The sequence below is a fragment of the Microcoleus sp. Pol8_D6 genome, from assembly GCF_036700965.1.
Taxonomy (GTDB): Bacteria; Cyanobacteriota; Cyanobacteriia; order Cyanobacteriales; family Microcoleaceae; genus Microcoleus.
Genome location: NZ_JAUBPW010000016.1, coordinates 18905 through 38970 on the forward strand (window position 1 = coordinate 18905; position 20066 = coordinate 38970).

Consider the following 20066-nt stretch of genomic DNA (forward strand, 5'->3'; position numbering starts at 1 on the left):
AGCGTCAGCTTTTTACGCACTTGCCCGCAATCCGGCAGGGGTTTAAACCCCTGCCTCATAGCGAAAGTCGGTTAAAACCGACTGTAGATTTTGACTGGAAGTGCGATCGATTTCAGTTTTCTTTCAGAGGACTTTCGCTATGAGACAGGGAATTCATTCCCTGTCGGAGTGTCGGATTTACCAACAATATCGGTGCTGCAATTGATGTTAAGCTGACGCGCCCTAATAAAATCAGCCAGTAAGGTGAATTTGACATTATAAATCATTTATACTACAATATATACTACACAACACTAAGCAAAATAAATCTCAATAAAAATGCCCTACGAAAAATTAGACATCTCAACCCCAAAGCCAGTTTTATCTTGGGCAAATCACGCCTTGGGCGAAAAAGAAACCAAGATGACCGCAAACGTAGCATCTTTGCCCTTTGTATTCAAACACGTCGCACTAATGCCCGATGTACATTTAGGAAAAGGTGCTTTAGTCGGTTCAGTAATTGCCACAAAAGAAGCGATTATTCCGGCTGCTGTGGGGGTTGATATTGGTTGCTTTACTGATGATACACAAATTCCTCTAGTTGATGGCAAATCTTATGCGATCGGGGAACTGGCTAGGAGCCAAAAAGAATTTTTTATCTACTCCTGTACAGAAACAGGCCGAATTGTTGCTGCTAAGGCTACAGCCAAATTAACTAGAAACAATGCCGAACTGGTTAAAGTGGTACTAGATAATGGAGAAGAAATCAAATGCACTCCCGATCATCAATTCATGTTGCGGAATGGTGAATACCAAGAAGCGCGGGATTTGACAACTGGAACGTCATTGATGCCCTTTTATTCCAAACTAGATAAGGATGGGTATACCTTAGTACAGCAAAATTATTCAGGTAGATGGCAAAAAGCTCATTGGATGATTGCTCGTTGTGGTTTGTTAGGAGACATACCATCTTTCCCCAATCAGAGAACTGTGATTCATCACAAAAACTTTTATCCCGCAGATAATAGACCAGAAAATTTAGAATTCATGGGTCATAATGACCACTCTGCCTATCACAGCTCATTGGTTGATAGAAATACCTATTGGCAATCCCTGGAATTTGAACAGAAAAGAAAGCAAGCCCTAGCTAATAAAGCTCAAACCTCAGACGGACACAGGTATTACGCCGAACGCGGAACGAAAAATATCCTTAAGTATATGAATAATAATCCCCAACACTTCCAAGGGTCAGTGGCAGGGAATGGCGAACGAGGAAAGGAGTATCTAATTAACTACGATCAGAGTGAAAAGGGTCCAGCAAAGAGTAAAGAAATTGCTAATCGGCTTTACCCTTGTGATACTTGTGGAACTCAAATTAAAAGTCCTATCGGGCTTCACAATCATCGGAAATATCAGCATGGCTACAACCACAAAGTAGTTGATATTATTCATTTAGTTGAAAAGGAAGATGTCTATTGCCTAACAGTTCCCGAATACGGAAACTTTGCGTTAACAGCGGGAGTATTTGTCCATAACTGCGGTATGATGGCAGTGAAAATGCCTTTCACTGCCAACAAATTAGAAGGCAAACTCAAACAAATTCGCCTCGATATCGAAGCCGCAATTCCCGTGGGATTTGCGGAAAACAAGGAAGTAGAAAAAACAGTCACCAACTGGCAAGGATGGGGCGAGTTTAAGGAACTTCATCAAGGCGTGCAGCACCAAAACAATAAAGCCTTAAAACAAATGGGTTCCCTCGGCGGCGGTAATCATTTTATTGAGGTTTGCGTTGATACTGAAAACTTTGTTTGGCTGATGCTGCATTCCGGTTCTCGCGGCATTGGAAATTTGCTCGCACAGCAGCACATCGAGAAGGCTAAAGATTTAGCTAAACTGGCAGAAATTAATCTGGCTGACAAAGATTTGGCTTATTTTGTAGCGGGTACGCGGGAGTTTGCGGATTACTGGCACGATTTGCAGTGGGCGCAAGATTATGCTCGTTTTAATCGCGATGTGATGATGAATCGGTTTAAGCGGATTGTCGAAAAACACGTCGCGGGTGGCAAATCTGTCAAGCCGCTATTAGAGGTAAATTGCCACCACAATTATGCGGAAAAAGAGGTGCATTTTGGCGAAGATGTGTATGTGACTCGCAAGGGTGCTGTGCGCGCGGATGTAGATGATTACGGGATTATTCCGGGTTCGATGGGGGCGAAATCTTTCATTGTTAAAGGGAAGGGAAATGCTGAAAGTTACTGTAGTTGCAGTCACGGCGCAGGGCGCTTGATGTCTCGCACTCAAGCTAAAAATGTATTCACTCTCGATGATTTGGTGCGGCAGACTGAGGGGATTGAGTGCCGGAAAGATGAGCAATTTTTAGATGAAATTCCGGGGGCTTATAAGCCGATTGATGAGGTGATGAGTCAGCAGTCGGATTTGGTGGAAGTTGTGGCGACGCTGAAGCAGGTGGTTTGTGTCAAGGGGTGACAGAAAGTGGTTTATTTGTACTTCACTTACCTGAAAATTGCTTTATGGGAAGAGGGGGGAAATCAAGCCGCTGTTGATTTCCCCCTCTTGACAAACGCTTTGTTTTCGGAAGCTTTTTCTCTAACACACCATGTGTCTCGACTCAATTTCTAGCAAGCGCAGCAGTGTTTCATCGCCCTTGGCTTTGGCTGCTTCCTTTCTACGATCGAGAATATTGCAAATATTCGCTTGATGCACTTGCGCCACTTCCACAACTGTTGGGTAATATTCCCCCCTCGCTGAGGCGCGAGCTGCTGCGACATCCCGATCGCCAGCTTGAGCATCTCGCTTTTTGGTATTGTTTGTGCCACCGTATTTTTTGGGGTTGGGAATGTGTCTCGGATACCGATAGTTCCAGTTTTGGCCCCGATATTTGCCCGCGACTTCGCCTTCGATCATATCAACTGTCGGAATGTCGTACTCGTAGTTTGAACCGCGATAAGTCAGTTTCATATTTTTTGATCCTTATATTTATGGAGATAAAAAGGGCAGTCAGGTCAGGGTTGGTTTTCTTTGCTAAAACTTTTTTAGTTTCTGTATTCAATTATACTGTTTTTTGAGATAAATCAATTTTATTTACAATAATTAATATTTTGAGGGGGGTGACGGCAACAAAAAACCCGCCGCAGCGGGTTTAATCGAGTTTTTGGCTAATTTGAGCAGCACCCGGAGCGAGACTGCTTCGGTTCCCAAGAACTAGCCGACTGTCACCTGATCGGTTTGCACGTTTGTGGCACCTTCTTCAGCAGAGGCGATCGCCACCAACTTGTCGAGAATTTCCTGACTAGGAACTTGACCTTTGAGAACAACCGTGCTGCTGAGCTGAGCTACATAAACAGTCTCGATATCAGCAACTTCTGCATCGGCGTCAAAAGCTAAAGCAACCCGCTTCGCTAAGCCGCTTTCGTCAAAATTTCCGTCTGGGCCGACTTTAGCAGGAGCGATGGATTGCGCTTGTGCTGCTTGCTGTACTACTTGTGCCATCGGTTCAGCCTGGGGTGCAGGCTTTTCGAGTCCGAACAGTCTTTTAAACCAACCCATAGTAGTTGAGTCTCCTGAAAATACACTTTTTACACAATAGCTCTAGAAGTCCAAAAGACTTGTAATTGTTGCAAAACTCAGTGAAATTTTTCACAATGTTTGCCGGCAGACTTTCACAATCTCAAATCTCCTCTGATATCCAGATGTTGATTTTGCTATTTTATGTATAGGACGCTACGCCTTGGATTGCAGGCCAGTAGTCGAAATAGTTCCCACTTTTACCTTGAAAAAACTTCACAGCGCCCCGGAATACATTCCCGGTTTGTTTAACTACCGGGGACATCTCGTGCGGGTAATCGAAGTGTGATCACTGATACAGGGGACGCTAAACCCGCGCTTAATTGGAGGTAGCCCTGGATATACGCTGTCAATCTAATTCTTAACTTTTTAGATAATATTGTTCTGCTTCCGACCAATTGAGTTTAAGCAACGAATCATCTCCCCATGTCAGTTTGAGACTGGGCTTAAAGGCTGTCACCCCTAAAGCGCTAATAATTTGCGCTGCGACAGCTTTCGCCAGTAGCGGTGGTACAGAATTTCCGACTTGGCGAAAACCGTGCCATTTTGTGACGTGAAATCTAAACCAGTCAGGATAGGAATGCAGTCGCGCAGCTTCTCTGACTGTAATGCACCGAGGGGCGATCGGGTGAATCGGTCTCGGCGAAGTATAAGCCCCCCTAGCCCTGTCGGTTCCGGCCCTGAGTGTGTTGCAAACTCCGTCAGGGTGAAGCTTGTAAAAACGGCTGATTGGCTCTTTTTCGCCGTGTTTAGCCGCCTGAAACCTTTCTATACATTCCTGAGAATGTTTAGTTCGCAAACTACCAGAGAGGATTTGTCGATCGTACTCGCGATCGTAGGAATAATCATCATCCAAAGCATCAATTCCGCGCATTATACTCCCATAAGTGCTGCATTTTCCGTACTCCGCCATCACCCAATCTCGATACAGCAAGTCGCTGTACTTTTCCACTTCCGGCAAATCTCCAATCGCATCCCAAACTGTCGGGACAGCAGGCAAATTAATTTTTTTATAGCGTTTAGCAATTTTAATTTTCGGCAGTATAGTAATTTGCTGAGGGTATTTGGGTAGCTCATAACCTTCTTTGCACCCCATCAAAAACAATCGTTTGCGAGCTTGCGGCACTCCATAGTTAACAGCGTTGAGAACTTGATATTTTTCTTCTACTTTATAGCCACATTTCAGAAAAGAGCTAATTAAAACATTCAGGAGTTCTTTGTGTTCTCCTGATGCAATTCCTGGCACATTTTCCATTACAAAGAACTTGGGTTTTAGCTCCAAAACTAAGCGCTGAAAGTGAAAAATTAGAGAATTTCGCGGGTCGTCCACATCGCGCTTGCCCATCATGGAGAATCCTTGACAGGGCGAACCGCTGATTACTACGTCTATCTCGCGCCGCCCGATCGCCGATTTTTTCCGAATTTCTGAACCCGTAAGCTGTGTGACATCTTTGCAAAGAATAGAACACAGCGGGAAATTAAACTCGTGTGTGGCGCAGTGAATAGGGTCGATTTCGACTGAGGCAAGTACATCAAACCCTGCTTGTTCAAAGCCCAGGGTCATGCCGCCCGCGCCTGCAAATAAATCAACAGCGATCGGTCGCTTTTTCCGATTGCTTGGCATAACATTTCAATAACAAAGTTGCTTTAATAGAAATTAAGGAAATCAACCGCGTTTCTGGTAATAAATCGTGGGTTTGTCCACGAGCCAGCCACAAAGGAACCGGGTTTCTACATAACCTTTCAATACCAAAATTGCTTTAAGAAGCTGTATTTAATTTAACATTTTTCATGATTTCTGCAGCGGCCCGATCGCACACGCCCACATCTCCGAGACTTTCGCGCATTTCCCGATAACCTGCCAAAGTTTGCTGGCGTCGATCGGCATTTTGCAGCAATTCCAGTGCGTGATTCACTATATTTTCCGCAGTCGCCTCGTCTTGCAGCAACTCCGGGACGATCGGCTTCATTTGCACCAAATTGGGCGGAGACATAAAAGGAATAGAAAATTTCAGCACATGGCGAAAAATCCAAGCCGTAATTGGACTGACGCGATAGAGGACAACTTGCGGAACATCCAGCAAAGCCAACTCCAGATTAACAGTACCAGATTTAGTAATCGCCAGATCGGCAGCGGCTAATATTTCCAGAGTTTGATTTTCTAACAAAGTAGCCCGCAAACCGTAATTCTCGATCGCCTGTTCGATTTTGCTGCGGAAAGCTTGGTTAGCAAGCGGAATCCAAAAATGAACTTCCGGCAATTTAGCTTGAATAATTTGAGCTGCCTCAAATATAACCGGCATCAGGTACTTGAGTTCTTGGTGTCTGGAGGCGGGAATTAGGGCGATCGACACCTGTTCCGGCAAAATTCCCAAAGTTTTGCGGGCAACTTCCCGGCTGGGCGCAGATTGCATTCTATCCACCAAAGGATGACCAACCCAACTCACTTGGGCTCCTTTTTTTTGATAATAACAAGCTTCTTCGGGGAAAATTGCCAAAAGTTGGTCGCAAATATTGACAATCAGATCAGTATTGCGAGGAGAAATCGACCAAACCCATTCTTGAGGTGCGATGTACCAAACCACTGGCAAATCAGGCAAACAGCGGCGGATGTAGCTGCCAATACCGAGATTTGGAGTCAAATAATCAATCAATACAACAACATCGGGGCGGAAGTTTTGAAGATATTGTTTAGCTTTTTGCTGAACTTTGATCGTTGGCCAAATATACGGTACTGATTCTATCAGACCCATAGAACCAATGCCCACAGTATCGCCTAAAATAGTAGCACCCGCTTCCGCCATACGAGGCCCCCCCAATCCTGTTATTTCTAAATCCAAACCGGCGGCGACAGCGTGACGTTTTAACGCTGCAATTAACAAAGATCCTTGCAAATCGCCCGAAACCTCACCAGTGCTGATAAAAATTTTCATATTCTGAATTTATACAGGTGAGATGTTTGCTAATAACTCAGTAACAGCATCATATTGATCGGGCATATTAGCACAGCTTAGCAGTAATTCTAAGTCCAGATCGGGAAGGAATGTACTCCGGGCCATCTCCTGATAATTTTCATCGGTTAAGTAATAGAGAGATAACTGACTCTTTTGCCAAAACCAGACTTCCCTAACGCCCAATCTTTTGTAAAATTCTAGAGTATTTATTCCACCACTGGTAATTACCACTTCAATAGCAATATCTGGGACTATTTTTTGGGTTCCTATATCATAGGAATCATCCGGCTCTTTTCTACCGCCCAATTCTCTGTTACCCAAAGTCGGCCCGCCCTTGCCGTAAAATCGAATCCCATTTGCTCTCATATATGCCTCTAGCAGCATACAGAGAGTTTTCTTGATGATTTCGTGTTCGGGCGAGACAGTCATAATTTGCAGTAGTCGATCGAGATAGAAAAATTTCACACCTCTGAAATCTTTAAAAGCTGCTTCTATAGCTTCAAATTGCTCCCAACTCACATCTGAGAACCTGATGCAGCCATCTTGTTCTGTTTCAGGGGATGTAGATTTGACTGAAGTATATACATTCATAGGGCAACCGTCGCTTAGTTCCTAGGTTTATTCTACCTGATTCACTTTTTACCAGGAATCAAACCGCGCCGCCCTTTGGTTATAGACTGCTGCACAAATCTCTGCAGGTGCTGCAAGTGGGGGTTTTCCGGCAACAAATCCAACTGTTCCAAAGCTTGATTTAGAGTGTAGCCAGAATGGTAGAGAATACGAAAAGTTTTCTTCAAAACTAGCAAATCTTCTGCTGTAAAACCGGCACGTTCGAGACCTATTTTGTTGATTGCTCGCACTCTCGAAGGATTCCCCTCGACTAGCATATAAGGAGGTACGTCTCGATCGATCCTGCTCAAGCCGCCCACCATAGACAAGCGGCCGATGTGGACAAACTGGTGAACGCCCAAAACACCGCTCAAGCGGGCTTGAGACTCGATTTTAACGTGTCCGGCTAAGGCTACAGCATTAGCGATAATTACTCGATCGGCGATCGCGCAATTGTGTCCCACATGAACATAAGCCATCAATAGATTATGATTGCCAATAGTCGTGCTTTCCCCGGCTCCAGTAGCGCGGTTAATTGTCACGTATTCCCGAATCTGATTGCTGTCGCCAATTTTCACCCTAGTCGGAGAACCCTCGTATTTCAAATCTTGAGGTTCCAAACCTATCGCCGCACCGGGGAAAATTTGATTGCGAGCACCTATTTCGGTTAGCCCGTCGATAATTGCATGGGCACCAATCTTAGTATCTGGCCCGATTTTCACTCTTTCCCCAATTACAGCATAAGCTCCCACTTCTACAGTCGGGTGAAGTTCAGCACCGGGATGAATCACAGCAGTTGGGTGAATCAAAGTAAGCATTTGTCAGTTGTTTTGCTGGTAAGTGGGAAGGAAGTTTTGCAAAGCGCAGTGTAAGGAATTAAACGGATTTAACGGATGGATGTTGACGGAATACGGAAGAGGGAAGAAGGATTTTTTTTTAATTTTAAGATTACTTCCTTCCAATGAAGGCTTGGCGGTTTCAATTTAAATTCAAAACTCATAACTCAAAACTACCCGCAAGCCCTCACTAATTCCAAATTTAATCTACCATCGAAAACGTCAATTCTCCTTCACAAACTTTTTGTCCGTCTACTACAGCCAGAGCCTGCATTTTTGCGAAGCGGCGGCGTTTTACCCACAGCAATTCTACAGTCATCAGCAACTGATCGCCCGGTACAACCTGACGACGGAACTTGACTTGATCAATTCCGGTAAACATCCACAATCCTTGCTTGATGTCGGGCAACTGAGCCAGAACAATACCGCCAACTTGAGCCATCGCTTCGACAATTAATACTCCAGGCATAATCGGCCGTCCGGGGAAATGCCCTTGAAAATGTGGTTCGTTGAAAGTCACATTTTTAATTCCTACAGCCTTCTCGGACGGCACGTAATCAACAATCTTGTCAACCAGTGCAAAAGGATAGCGATGAGGCAATAATTTCTGAACTTCTTCGAGAGTAAAAGTAGATTTAACCGCTGGAGAATCTTCACCGTTTTTGGTGGAGACGGATTCAGAATTAGCAGTATTGAGGGTGTTAACTTCAGTCAGCGTAGACATTTCTTGAAGAATTTTGAGTGTGGTATGGCAGAAGGCAGAAGTCAGAAGGAAGATGCAATCTTAACAGAAGATCACCTTGTTTTTTCCTAACTTTTATCTAGGGTAGCTAGAGCTTCCGATTTCAGGGCTTGGGCGAGTTGGACGTGCAGGTTGTGACTGGCTTTGTAAGCCAAGTAGTGAGCTTTTGGCCAAGTTCCGAGCAGACTGAGGTCGCCTGCTAGGTCTAGGATTTTATGGCGCACGGGTTCGTTGGCAAATCTCAAAGGCGGGTTGAGCCAGCCGGATCGATCGCAAACTAGGGCGTTCTCTAGGGTACCACCTTTGATCAAACCTGCTTGTCGCAATTGGTCAACTTGGCGAGCAAGTCCAAAAGTGCGGGCTGGGGCGATCGCCGTCGCAAAACTTTCTGCCTCTGGCGACCAACTGTACCATTGATTGCCGATCGCCTGTTCCTCAAAATCAATTCCGTAACTAAACCGAGTTTCGGCTGACGGTAAAGCCGCTGCAAAAGCATCCCCGTAGCGCACCCAAATTGGCTCACTAACGACAAAGGAGGAAGTGGGGTCTTGCTTCGATTCTTGAGGAACTAAGCCAGTATGGGCGATCGCCTCTACCCAAACCTGAGCCGAACCGTCCAGCAGAGGCACTTCCGGCCCATCAACCTCAATTCGAGCATTATCCGCTCCCATCCCCGCCAAAGCGGCTAATAGATGCTCTACAGTGCGAATGTGAGCATCGATACCTGCCAGTTCTGTTGAAAGTGCAGTCTGGCAAACCGCCTCAATTTTTGCAGGAATTATCGGAGCACCGGGCAAGTCAATTCTGACAAAATAGCGGCCTTCCTCAACCTCCGCAGGCAAAACTCGGACGCGAGTTTGTTCGCCGCTGTGCAAACCGATTCCCGACAGTTCAAATTCAGATTTTAAGGTACGTTGAATAGTCATTAGTTATGGGAATGGGGCATTGGGCATTGGGCATTGGGCATTGGGCATTAGTTAGTAGTCAGTAGTCAGTAGTCAGTAGTTAGTAGTTAGTAGTCAACTGCCAATTGCCAACTGCCAACTGCCAACTGTCAACTGTCAACTGCCAACTGCCAACTGCCAACTGCCAACTGCCAACTGCCAACTGTCAACTGTCAACTTAGAATCGCTCACCAATTCCAAAGTGAATTTGATTGTCGCCCGTGTCGTTGATACCGTAATCGATGCGGATCGGCCCTAAAGGAGATTGAACCCGCACGCCGAGGCCGTAACCGTAACCGCTACCGGGCTTTTCGCGGATACCGGCCGGGTCGCCCGGCACATCTTTGCCCGTGCCCAAGTCAGTGCCAGCATCCAAAAATAGCGCTCCGCCGATAAACGAAATAATCGGGAAACGGTACTCAACGCTGGCTTCTAGGAAACTGCGGCCGGCTCCCATGTCGCCTTCGTCGTATCCGCGCACCGAGTTGGCGCCCCCCAAGGCAAAGGCTTCGTAGGGAGGCAAATCTCCGAATACGGTGCCGCCTCTAAAACTGAATGCCAGGGTTTGAGGGCCGGGGGTAAAGTTAGTGTACTTGACTGGTAGGTACAAGCTGTAGCTGGCCCGCAGGCGGTTTAACAGGATGCTGCCGGAACCTACAGGAATCGATTGTTCCATCCCAAACCTGAGCAGGGAACCGCTAGTGGGGCGGAGGGGGTCGTTGCGCCGATCGCGCACAACACCTGCTTGCAAAGTTGTCAAGTCATCCGAGCCCGAATCGCTAAAACTCAACAGGTTGCCGAGTTCGTCCTCGGACTCGCGCCTGCCTTTGCGATCGGTAATTGAGACTCGCTGGTACTGCAAGCCGACTGAAGCTGTCCACTCAGAATCCGCAAAAGGATTCCGATCCAGGGGACGGGTGAAATTGATACCGGCACCGGTGCGGACGACGCGGGGTCGATCGTCGTTGGGCAATCTAACTTCCCGTTCGCCACCGTCAAAAATCACGCTGATCGATCGTCTTCTAAACGCATTAATCGTATAAGAAGTCCGGTAAGGATCGCCCGCAATCCAGGGGTCGGTAAAACTCAGGTCAAACAGGGTTTGGCGTTCCCCAATTTGTATTTCAGCCCCCAATTTCTGGTTCCTACCTCTCAAGTTTTGCTGCTGGTAACTCAGCGTACCGAATAAACCCGTCGCGGAACTCAAACCCGCACCAGCCGCCAGAGAACCGGTATTTTTCTCAATGACGTTGACAATTACTCTTGCCTTGCGGGGGTCAGTCGTTCCCGGTTCCAAGGCAAGTCGCACGTCTTCAAAAATTCCCAAACCAAACACCCGTCTCAAATCCCTTTCCGCCTTAGTGCGGTTAAAGATGTCTCCGGGCTTGAGTTCTACTTCGCGGGTGATGACAAACTGACGGGTGTTGCCTCCGATCGGCTGACCCGTGGCATCTGTTGCCTCTCCCTCCTTGTTCAGGAAGCGGACATCAACGGATTCGATCTGGCCTTCTGCCACTACCAGGGTGACAGTGCCGTCGTCTGCTACTTGCGGGGCATCAGTGATTTGGCCCAAAACATAGCCGTTCTCTTGATACCACGCATTAATTTTTTTCACTCCCTCTTCAAAGCGGCGAAGGTTGAGAATTTTGCCGTATTGATCGCGGAAGCTTTCGTCAATTACGCTTTGGGGCAGCACTTGCTGACCGGTGATTGTCACTCCCCGCAGCACCGGATTTGGCTGCACAATAAAAGTTACCCGGACGCCCAACGGGGTGTCTTCCGGTACTGCCCGCACGTTTCTGAAAAAGCCTGTGGCAAAAATGGCGTTGATGTCTTGTTGCAGTTGGCTGCGGTTGGTCGTGCGTCCCGGTTGGGTGCTGATGACTCGGTAAATTTCGCTTTCCAGGTCGTCCGTCGCCCCGGTGACTGTCACTTCTGCAACTAGCACTTGCGGTTCTGCCGCCCCGGCGGGTGCGGGGGTTTGTCTCGGCTGCGGTGCTGGGCTAGGTGGCAATGGGGGAACGGTGTTAGCGGGCGGCCTGGTCGGGGCCGGTATTGTCGGAACTTGGGCGTTTTGAGCGATCGTCCCTGGTTCCTCTGGTTTCCCTAGCTCTGCTGCGATCCAGGCGGGCGTTACAGCCGATTCCTCGGGGGGGAGCGAAGTGTCCTGTTGCGCGTCTGGCAGGGCGTTTTGGCTGCTAGAGGCGGGGGAGGGGTTGGATGCTAGCTCGGGTTTGAGTTGAAGGATCAGAGGTGAAACCGGCGAAGGCGGTTCTGTGACTCGATCTGGGGGTTGGTCGTTGGGTTCTCCTCTGGCAGGGGCCTGAGCTATTTTTAGGGCTTCCCCTTTGCCGGTTTTAGCGGCTTTACGGTTTTGAGGAGGGTTTTGGGTTAATTCTGGAATGGGGCGATCGGGTAATTCGATCAACGGGGCGGGTCGGGCGGCAGCCAAAGCTTCCTCTGCTGATTCAGAGTAGGATGTTTGGCCGGAAGCAGAATTTGATAACCCGAATGTTGCTGAGGCAGTAAAAACTGCCACCAATACAGCAGATAAACGCATTTTTGTTCACTTTTTTGGGCAATCCACACACCACATTAGTCATTAGTCATTAGTCATTAGTCATTAGTTATATAAGTCGGTGGAATTTCGCGCTGACCGCTAATTGATGACTGTTGACCGCTGATTGCTGACATCGAAAGCAGAAGGGTGACAAACTGTGCAATTCTAGCGCATTACCAAGGCCTCTAGACTTTCTGAGCGAGAACGCGTTGGAGAACTTGCTGGTAAGCGGTTTCTACCGATCCTAAGTCGCGGCGGAATCGGTCTTTGTCCATAACACGGGCGTCGGGGTCGGCTTCTGCGTTGTCCCAGAGGCGGCAGGTGTCGGGACTGATTTCGTCGGCGAGGATCAGATTTTGATGTTGGTCGATACCGAATTCTAGTTTGAAGTCTACCAGGGTGATGCCGCACTGGCTGAAAAATTCTTTGAGTATTTCGTTAATTTCGCGGGCGGCGATTTCTAGTTGGTCTATTTGTTCGGGGGTGGCTAGCTGCATTAGCAGCAGCCTGTCGCGGGTCAGCAGCGGGTCTCCCAAATCGTCGTTTTTGTAATAAAACTCCACCAGCGGCGGATTGACTATTGTGCCGAGAGCGAGTCCCGTTTGCTTGCACAGACTGCCGGCGGCAATGTTTCTGACTACGACTTCCAATGGCAAGATTTGGACGCGACAGACTCGCATTTCATTGGGGGCCGGCGTGTCGATGAAATGGGTGGGAATGCCTTTGGCTTCTAGCATCCGAAACAGGTGGGCAGATACGGCGCAGTTGATTTCGCCTTTGCCGACGATGCTGCCGCGTTTTTGGGCGTTAAAGGCTGTGGCGTCGTCTTTGAAGTGGGTCAGCAAAATTTCGCTGTCTTCGGTGGAGTAGAGGATTTTGGCTTTGCCTTCGTAGAGTTTGCGATCGGCTGACATGGCGATTAATAATAATGTAGATGAGTTTTAGATTTTACCGTAGCTCGATCGGGTGTTATTGGCGAGTTTTTGGATCTCCGCTGCACCGCTCATGCTCTGACAAGCGAATTTCTTGATGGTACAAGCCGCCGGATTTATCCGTGGAATCAATCCCAAATCTCAAATCTAAAATCCTCAAGCCCCCGCATTTATCCGTCGGGTCAATCCAAAATCTCAAATCTCAAATCTCAAATCGAATGACGGGCAAGTACGCCTGCAGGTAGATACTGTCATCGACCCCGGCATAAATGATTCTTGACAAAGGACAATAGATATTAAACCTGCTGGGCTCGCGATCCGTGCTGACAAAACCTCGCAAACGAGACGGGCGCTTAAAAAACATCTAGAAAATGGCTGATTTATGCAAGACAAAAAAATTCATATTCTCTTGGTAGAAGATGATGAGGTTGATGTGATGAACGTCCGGCGAGCTTTCAAAAAAAATAACATCGTCAACCCCCTCTACATTGCTGCCAATGGATTAGAAGCTCTAGCTATATTACGTGGAGAAGGAAAAATAGATCCTCCCATGCCTAAAGCGCGCCGGTTGATTTTGCTGGACTTGAATATGCCGAGAATGAGCGGGATCGAGTTTTTGCAAGAATTGCGACTGGATGAATGTTTGAGGTCGATTCCGGTAATCGTCCTCACAACTTCTAATGAAGATAGAGATAAAGTAAAAGCTTATAATTTGAATGTAGCGGGCTATATTCTTAAACCTGTTACTTTTTCTAACTTTGTGGAAGTGATGGCTACCCTAAACAAATACTGGATGCTGAGCGAAATTCCCTAAAATAGGGAAATTTGAATATTTTTTTTTTCAAGAGGGCTTTATGATTTTTCAGCGATGCAGTTGTTTGAATGCCTTTTTCTCGACAGCAGCTTTTTCGGAGTAATCCACAATTCGGTTTTTATGGACAAAATTCTCACAATTCTGATAGTTGATGACGATGCAGTAGATCGAATGGCGATCAAACGCTCGCTCAAGTCCGCTGGTGTTTCGGCAGAAGTTACTGAGGCAGAAGACTGCGCGGATGCCCTGGTCCAACTCTCGGTCATCAAAAATTCTACGCAGGCTACCGCGAAACACTCCCAAAAAAATAAATCTCAACCTTTAAGCGAGCTTGAGGAGACAGAACAGGGGCTGCTATTAAATCAAATATTTGAGTGCAAATTTGACTGCGTATTCCTCGACTACGGATTGCCGGACGGAGACGGACTGAGTTTGGTAAAACATCTACGAGAAGCTGGACTGAAAGTTCCCTTAATTGTACTCACCGGTCAAGGCGACGAACAAATTGCTGTAGAATTGATGAAGGCAGGAGCTTCAGATTATATCGCTAAAAACAAGCTTTCTCCCGATAGTTTGTCCCGCAGCTTATCCAATGCGATGCGCGTTTACCGTGCCGAATATCAGGCGTTTCATACTAGTCAAAAGCTCAAGGAAAGTGAAGAACGATACAGGTTAGTTTTAGAGGGAGTGAACGACGGAATTTGGGATTGGGATTTAAGTAAAAATGAGGTTTATTGGAACGATCGCCTTTTGGAAATTATCGGTTTGTCGCGCAAGCAATTTGGCAGGACTATGGAAGCTCTATATAACCGCCTGCACCCCGATGACAAGGAGGGAATTGTCGCGGCGATCGCCGCTCACTTGGAACAAGAAATAGACTACAATGTAGAATTTCGGCTGCTGCACTCGAACGGTGTTTACCGCTACTGCACTTCTCAGGGAAAAGCTCAGCGCAATTCCCAAGGAAAACCGCTGCGAATGGCCGGCATGATTAGCGATATTACTGAGCGGAAACAGGCGGAAGATGCTCTGGAAAGGGAACGGCAGCAACTGAGACAAATTATTACTTGCGTGCCTGTAGCAATGGCTATGTTCGATACACAAATGCGCTATATGGCTAACTCTAAAAAATGGGTTAGTCAATTTAATTTGGGCTTGCGGTCCCTGAATAATCTCAGCCATTACGAATTGTTTCCAGATACGCCGAATCGCTGGAAAGTAATGTACCAAGAAGTGCTCCAAGGCAAGGTAGTTTCTGTGAGCGAAGATGCTTGGGAACGAGCAGACGGCTCTGTTATCTACCTGCGCTGGGCCGCTCACCCTTGGTACAATCCAGACGGTAAAGTAGGGGGAATTGTGATGGTTGCCGACAAGATTAATGAGTTGGTGGAAGCGCGGGAAACTGCCTTAGAAGCTAGTCGGGTGAAGTCGCAATTCTTGGCGAACATGAGTCACGAAATTCGCACTCCGATGAATGGGGTTTTGGCAATGGCTCAATTGATGCTGCGCGCTCCTCTAGAACAGAAACAGCGGGGCTGTGCTCAGACGATTTACCGCAGTGCTGAACATTTGCTAAATGTTATTAATGATATTCTCGATTTCTCTAAGATTGAAGCTGGAGAGATGCGGCTGGAAAAGGCTAATTTTGATTTAGATAGTTGCGTGGAGTCTGTGATAGAAATTATAGCGCATTTGGCTGAAGAAAAAGGTCTTGAATTGAATATTTTAGTTGACAGTTCAGTGCCCAGAAAGTTGGTAGGCGACTCGGGCAGATTGAAGCAAGTTTTGCTGAATTTGACGGGTAATGCCATAAAGTTTACGGATCGCGGTCAAGTTTTAGTTCACGTAACGGTGAAACAAGGCAACCGACTGGCAGAGGGTAGACAAGGGGCAAGATTGCTATTTTCCGTCCGAGATACTGGCATTGGAATTTCGGCAGAAGGGCAAACAAAGTTGTTCCAATCTTTTTCTCAGGTAGACGATTCTCCTACTAGACCTTACGGCGGGACGGGTTTGGGTTTGGCTATTTGTAAGCAGTTAGTGGAGATGATGGGAGGGGACATTGGAGTTCGCAGTTTGCTGGGCAGTGGTGCTACTTTTTGGTTTACTGTACCTTTGGAAAAACAGTTGCCAGTTGAGCCTCATGATCCCGAACTAGCGGGCAAGAAACTGTTAGTAGTCTCTGGAAGCGCTTTGAGAAGGGCAGCGGTGCGCTCGCTCGCTCAAAGTTGGGGTGCCCGCTGCGATGAGGCAGAAACTGCTGCTGAGGCTTGGAATTGGTTTCCTAATGCCCAGGGCGGGATTTCTCAGTATTCGGGAGAGGGGGGAAAAAGCTGGGATGTGGTGCTTGTGGACTTGCAAATGCCGGAGTTGGATGCGGAGGAATTTGCTAGGAAAGTGCGATCGACCTCGGCAGTTGGCTCGTTAATCGCCATGACTGCTTTGCGGGAACAGCCGAAGGCTGAATCGCTTTGCAGTCGAGGTTTTAACGGATATTTGATCGAGCCGGTGCGACCAAGCCGCCTGCTTGAGGCTTTGCAGGCGCCGGTGAAGGGAACGGGAGATTTTGGGAGAGTGGAGGCTGCTAATACTTACAAGTTGCCACCAGTTAATTCTCAATATGTTACTCCCAATTCGCTGTCATCGCTAAGGATTTTGGTGGCGGAAGACCACCCAATCAATCAACAAGTTCTTGTGGAACAGTTGGCAGTTTTAGGCTATCAAGCTGACTGCGTGGTCAACGGTCAAGAAGCGCTGGATTTGCTGGCAAAAAAAAGCTATGATTTAGTGCTGATGGACTGTCAAATGCCGATACTTGATGGTTACAAAACGGCGCAAAAGTTGAGGCAAATTGAAGGAAGAGATCGGCATACTTTTGTGATGGCTTTAACGGCTCATGCTATGCCGGGGGAACGAGAAAAGTGTCTGGCAGCGGGGATGGATGATTATCTCAGTAAACCTGTAGATTTAGATGCTTTGGCGGCGGCTCTGAAAAAGTATGAAGCCTTAAATGTTCAGGGTGACAATAAGTATGGAGTTAAAAGTATAAATTCGGCAAATAAATCTCAATTAGCAACAAATTATACAGAAGTTATGGAAACAGCGCAGGTTGTGGCTCTGCCGACACCAAGGGCGATCGCACATCAAACTTGGGAACATATAGACTACGACGGACTGTTCGACAAGAGCAGATTGGAGCAACTCGGACGAGTTAATATTAAATTGCCAGAGCGACTTTTACAAGCTTTTGTGGCAGGCGCGCAAGCTGATGTAGCTGCTGCCAAAATAGCCGTAGAAGCTAAAGATTGGCAAGCTGTGGAATATCAAGCCCACCGTCTCAAAGGAACTTCTGCTAATGTGGGAGTTGCTCTGATGTCGGATTTGGCCGCACAATTGGAGCATCAAGCGCGAAGCTTTCAATCTGAATCACCAGATGTGGAATTGTTAAATATTGAGAGGGTTGAGAACATATTAGTAAGTTTGTTCAGTCATTTAGCCAGGGTTCAAGAATTTGTGGAAACGCGAATGCTTGGTTAATATCTTACTCAATCATAGTTGCTCCTAGTCGGCAATTAAAATCGCCATTACAAAAACGAAGTTTCTCTCTAAGAGACTAAGAATATAGAGCGGTACGGTACGGAGTGTGCATCCTAAATAGAAAAAATCTAGAAAAATTTTGTTTCTTTCTTTCGTTACTCCGTGTTCTTTGCGTTCTCTGCGGTTAATTAAAAATAATAATTAATTTAGCTATGAATTACGATACCAATACAAACACTATTTTAGATAGCAATTCATTAAAAAATGATGAAAAAATGCTAACGCCTTTGAGGGTTTTTGCTCGGGAAGTTTTATTGTATGAAAACAAGGCTATATCTGAGCAAGATTCTGTAAATTTTGTGCCGTACCCGCAAGATGAAAACAATAATTTATGTGTTGACAATCTCCTAGCAAAAGTGGCTCGCTGCTGTCGAGAAAGCAAGGTGGGAAAAAAATTACCGACGGCTTTTTACGTTCACGTTTCGGCTTTGCAGACACTCCACCCTGTCCTCGGTATCTACGAAAATTGTGCCAGACACACTCTCGAAAATATTGATGAAGCAACTTTAGTGAAATTTCTGCTCCATCAACCTAAAATATCTTATCTTTTTTATCCGGATTTCGATACAGATGCTCATCCTGCTTTGCAAACCAGCATCCAAATTAATCTAGCAACAGGGGAAGTTAAATATTTCGATTACAGCAACAGCGAAAATCCTCCTGTTTTGCACCGTAAGGAAACTTTTGTAGCTGCCGATTATCCCAATTACGAAAAGTTTGCAAGGCTGACTCGCACCGAGGAAAAGTGGGGGCTGCTTGACAACACTAGCGTGATCGGCACTCGCGAGGGTTGGCTCAAATATTTGGGATATTGCGGTGTAGAAATCCAAGATCATACTGTTGTCGAGCGTTTGAAACAGGAGAATAGTGAGCTATCAATTCCTAAGATCGAGCGACACAAAGCTGCAATGGTACGCAACTCGCTTTCTAAACCTCTGCGTCTGGTTTTAGAAGCTGATTTAGCGAGGGACGGGGCGACTTTTTTTGATTACGGTTGCGGTTACGGGGGGGATGTTAAATATATTGCACAAGAGGGTTATGCTATTTCTGGTTGGGACCCATACTATCAGCCGGATACTCCGCGAATTTGTGCTGATATTGTGAATATTGGTTATGTGATTAATGTCATTGAATCTTTGGCGGAACGCCGAGAAGCGTTGCTGAATGCTTGGGAGTTAACTAAGAATTTATTAGTTGTGGCGGCTCAGGTTTTGATTGATGATAGCGATCGAGGTCAAATTGCTTATGGGGATGGGGTGATTACTTCTCGGAATACTTTTCAGAAGTATTACGAACAAGAAGAGTTGAAGGTTTATATTGACCAAGTTTTGAATGTTGATGCGATTCCTGTGGCTTTGGGGATTTATTTTGTGTTTCGGGATGCTGCGGAGGGTGAAGGTTTTCGCGCTTCTCGTTTTCGATCGCACTTATCGACTCCCAGGGTGCGATCGCAAGTTAAGCGGTTTGAGGATTATGCGGAAATGCTGGCTCCTTTGATGGCTTTTGTGAGCGATCGGGGCCGACTTCCTGTTAAAGGCGAACTAGCGGAAGAATCGGCGATTAAGGGGGAATTTCACAGTTTTAATCGCGCTTGGAGGGTGATTTTGCAAGCAACGGATGCGGATGATTGGGAGAGAATCGCCGACAAGCGCCGCCAGGATTTGCTAGTATATCTCGCTCTCAACGGTTTGGGAGAGCGGCCTTCAATGCGCCGACTCCCGGCTCAAATCCGCAACGACATCAAAGGTTTGTTTGACAATTATCAAAAAGCTTGCACTTTGGCGGATTTAATGCTATATAGTTTGGGAAAACCTGATATTGTGGCTGACTGTTGCGAAGATAGTGCGATCGGCTACAAACAGCCCGGTTCCCTTTCAGTTCACGTCTCTGCATTAGAAGAACTTGACCCTTTGCTGCGGCTCTACGAAGGCTGCGCCAACCGCACAATTGGCAGGCTTGACGGGGCGACAATTATCAAATTTTACGCTCGCAAGCCTCAGATTTCCTATTTATTTTATCCCGATTTTGACAGTAACCCGCATCCAGCTTTGCACACTTCTATGCACATAGATTTGCGCGACCTTTCGGTCAGCTATCAAGACTTTTCTGATGTGTATAATCCGCCAATTTTAGTTAGAAAAGAAGCTTTTGTTACTGCTAGTTATCCGCATTACGAGAAGTTTGTGAAACTCAGCCGCCAAGAAGAAAAGTTAGGGATTCTCGATCGTGGCGCAGTTAAAAAACATCGGGAATGGGTGAAGTGTTTGGAGGAAAATTGCGTTAAAATTAAGGATCATAAGTTGTTTTGGCGATCGAATGCTGACCCAGAAAAGTTGAAAATGCTGCAAAAAGCTGCGTCGGAACGTCAGCAGAAAAAGATTGAGTTGAATCCAGGAAAGATTGAACAAACCGCAGAGGACACAGAGAGCACAGAGGATGGGAAAGAAGAGGGAGAGGAATAGTTATGGAAGCAGAGTATGATTTTAGTTAAGGTAAGTGAGGGCGATCGATCTA

The 20066-nt window shown here is 46.6% G+C and carries 16 protein-coding genes; 5 read left to right on the forward strand and 11 right to left on the reverse strand.

What is annotated here, in order from left to right:
* Window positions 1-112: 112 nt before the first annotated feature.
* Window positions 113-256, reverse strand: coding sequence for a hypothetical protein (locus QUA10_RS09170; RefSeq protein WP_333082556.1), 144 nt, complete (start codon window positions 254-256; stop codon window positions 113-115).
* Window positions 257-318: 62 nt separating this feature from the next.
* On the opposite strand from QUA10_RS09170, the gene QUA10_RS09175 reads away from it, so the two are divergent.
* Window positions 319-2466 (forward strand): RtcB family protein, encoded by a 2148-nt coding sequence (locus tag QUA10_RS09175; protein ID WP_333082557.1) that lies wholly within the window; start codon window positions 319-321, stop codon window positions 2464-2466.
* 120 nt (window positions 2467-2586) lie between these two features.
* Here QUA10_RS09175 and QUA10_RS09180 read toward each other — a convergent pair whose 3' ends face one another.
* Window positions 2587-2958, reverse strand: a complete 372-nt coding sequence (locus QUA10_RS09180; RefSeq protein ID WP_333082558.1) for a DUF4278 domain-containing protein — start codon at window positions 2956-2958, stop codon at window positions 2587-2589.
* A gap of 243 nt (window positions 2959-3201) precedes the next feature.
* Window positions 3202-3546: a BON domain-containing protein gene (locus QUA10_RS09185; protein ID WP_333082559.1), complete on the reverse strand. Its 345-nt coding sequence runs from the start codon at window positions 3544-3546 to the stop codon at window positions 3202-3204.
* Window positions 3547-3727: 181 nt separating this feature from the next.
* Here QUA10_RS09185 and QUA10_RS09190 point away from each other — a divergent pair, with 181 nt between their 5' ends.
* Window positions 3728-3853 (forward strand): hypothetical protein, encoded by a 126-nt coding sequence (locus QUA10_RS09190; RefSeq protein WP_333086225.1) that lies wholly within the window; start codon window positions 3728-3730, stop codon window positions 3851-3853.
* Between the two features lie 72 nt (window positions 3854-3925).
* On the opposite strand, the gene QUA10_RS09195 is transcribed toward QUA10_RS09190, so the two are convergent.
* The 8 genes from QUA10_RS09195 to purC all read right to left on the reverse strand — a co-directional run bounded on the left by QUA10_RS09195 (window position 3926) and on the right by purC (window position 13123).
* Window positions 3926-5188 (reverse strand): DNA cytosine methyltransferase, encoded by a 1263-nt coding sequence (locus QUA10_RS09195; RefSeq protein WP_333082561.1) that lies wholly within the window; start codon window positions 5186-5188, stop codon window positions 3926-3928.
* A gap of 136 nt (window positions 5189-5324) precedes the next feature.
* Window positions 5325-6497, reverse strand: coding sequence for a lipid-A-disaccharide synthase (gene lpxB, locus QUA10_RS09200; RefSeq protein ID WP_333082562.1), 1173 nt, complete (start codon window positions 6495-6497; stop codon window positions 5325-5327).
* 9 nt (window positions 6498-6506) lie between these two features.
* On the reverse strand, window positions 6507-7109 hold the full coding sequence (locus QUA10_RS09205; RefSeq protein WP_333082563.1) for a Uma2 family endonuclease: 603 nt from the start codon (window positions 7107-7109) through the stop codon (window positions 6507-6509).
* A gap of 41 nt (window positions 7110-7150) precedes the next feature.
* Window positions 7151-7945 (reverse strand): acyl-ACP--UDP-N-acetylglucosamine O-acyltransferase, encoded by a 795-nt coding sequence (gene lpxA / locus QUA10_RS09210; protein ID WP_333082564.1) that lies wholly within the window; start codon window positions 7943-7945, stop codon window positions 7151-7153.
* Between the two features lie 220 nt (window positions 7946-8165).
* Window positions 8166-8687: a 3-hydroxyacyl-ACP dehydratase FabZ gene (gene fabZ / locus QUA10_RS09215; protein ID WP_333082565.1), complete on the reverse strand. Its 522-nt coding sequence runs from the start codon at window positions 8685-8687 to the stop codon at window positions 8166-8168.
* An 86-nt stretch (window positions 8688-8773) separates the two neighbouring features.
* Window positions 8774-9631: a UDP-3-O-acyl-N-acetylglucosamine deacetylase gene (lpxC, locus tag QUA10_RS09220; RefSeq protein WP_333082566.1), complete on the reverse strand. Its 858-nt coding sequence runs from the start codon at window positions 9629-9631 to the stop codon at window positions 8774-8776.
* Between the two features lie 196 nt (window positions 9632-9827).
* Window positions 9828-12209: a BamA/TamA family outer membrane protein gene (locus tag QUA10_RS09225; RefSeq protein WP_333082567.1), complete on the reverse strand. Its 2382-nt coding sequence runs from the start codon at window positions 12207-12209 to the stop codon at window positions 9828-9830.
* 185 nt (window positions 12210-12394) lie between these two features.
* Entirely contained in the window at window positions 12395-13123 is a 729-nt protein-coding gene (gene purC / locus QUA10_RS09230) for a phosphoribosylaminoimidazolesuccinocarboxamide synthase (RefSeq protein WP_333082568.1), read from the reverse strand.
* 400 nt (window positions 13124-13523) lie between these two features.
* Here purC and QUA10_RS09235 point away from each other — a divergent pair, with 400 nt between their 5' ends.
* The 3 genes from QUA10_RS09235 (at window position 13524) to QUA10_RS09245 (ending at window position 20014) form a co-directional block, all read left to right on the forward strand.
* Window positions 13524-13955 carry a response regulator gene (locus QUA10_RS09235; RefSeq protein WP_015177949.1) on the forward strand — a complete coding sequence of 144 codons (432 nt, stop codon included), beginning with the start codon at window positions 13524-13526 and terminating at the stop codon, window positions 13953-13955.
* 120 nt (window positions 13956-14075) lie between these two features.
* Complete coding sequence (locus QUA10_RS09240) at window positions 14076-17492, forward strand: response regulator (RefSeq protein WP_333082569.1); 3417 nt, start codon at window positions 14076-14078, stop codon at window positions 17490-17492.
* A gap of 212 nt (window positions 17493-17704) precedes the next feature.
* Complete coding sequence (locus QUA10_RS09245; protein WP_333082570.1) at window positions 17705-20014, forward strand: DNA phosphorothioation-associated putative methyltransferase; 2310 nt, start codon at window positions 17705-17707, stop codon at window positions 20012-20014.
* Window positions 20015-20066: the final 52 nt, after the last annotated feature.